Consider the following 1,053-nt stretch of genomic DNA (forward strand, 5'->3'; position numbering starts at 1 on the left):
CGCCTCGGCCGCGCTCGGCGGCATGGACCGCCAGAACCGCCCGGTCGAGCCCGAGGTCATCCGCACCCCGCGCTCGGGCCGCGCCTTCGCCCAGCGCGCCGGAACGCTGCTTTCGGTACAGGAACCCGGCGCCGACTGGGCCGATTTCCCGGTCGACAGTCGCGCGATCGCCGAACCCTTCCTCAACGCTTGGATTGCCCGGCTGCTGGGTCAGCCGAAGCGCTGGGGCTTCGCCGCGAACCTCGTGATCCCCGGCGACGGCACCCGGCCGCTCGATCCGGTGCGGCTCGGCGCGTTCGACTGGTCGCCGATCTCTCTCGCGATCCTGTCCGAACCGGGCAGCAACGACCGGCCGAGCGGCTTGCAGCAAAAGCTCGCGGCACTGTTCGCCGAACAGGTCAGCGACACCGAACGCGACGCCAACGCCGAACTCCACCTGCTGCCCGATCCCGCGACGGACGCCAAAAACGGCCTCGCCGCACTCGAAGCACTGCTGGCGCGCATCCGCACCGTGATCAACCGCCATCGCCCCGCCAACGCGCTCGACATCGCCCCGCCGGGAACCGAGGCACCGTCGGGCGCCGATCCCGCGATCATCGAAAATCGCGCCGACAAGGTCGCCGCCGCACAGGCTGCCGCGCGCGCGGCGCTCGATGATGCACTCGGCGCCGCGAACCCGAGCGCATCGGCGCTCGCCAAGGCGCTCGACCGCGCCAACGCGTCCGGTGCCCGCGACGCGGTGGTGGCGACCGACGGCGTCGAAGCGCTCGTGGAACAGGCGCAGCAGGTCGCTGCGGTGCTCGCGCAGGCCGAAGCCCGCTGCATCGCGCTAGCCGATGATTTCATCCCTGCGCTCGCGACCGACGACGACGCGGTCGAGCATCATGTTCGCCGTCTGAAGGCAATGCTCGGCGAGGGCTTTCCCGTCCTTCCGCCCTTTGTGCTTCCCACCGCGTTGCGGAACGAAAGCATGGCGAGCTTCGCCGCCGCCGAAGCCCTGCTCGGCAAGGGCGGCGCGCCGCTGCACGGGTGGATGTCGCGCATGGCCGAGGT

1 protein-coding gene is annotated in these 1,053 nt (G+C 71.2%); it reads left to right on the top strand.

What is annotated here, in order from left to right; genetic code table 11:
* Positions 1-1,053, top strand: a 1,053-nt coding sequence (locus tag Q8Q85_08675; protein ID MDP3774327.1) for a hypothetical protein, incomplete at both ends; no start/stop codon positions are given.

The sequence above is a fragment of the Gemmatimonadales bacterium genome, assembly GCA_030697825.1.
In the GTDB taxonomy this organism is placed as follows: Bacteria; Gemmatimonadota; Gemmatimonadetes; order Gemmatimonadales; family JACORV01; genus JACORV01.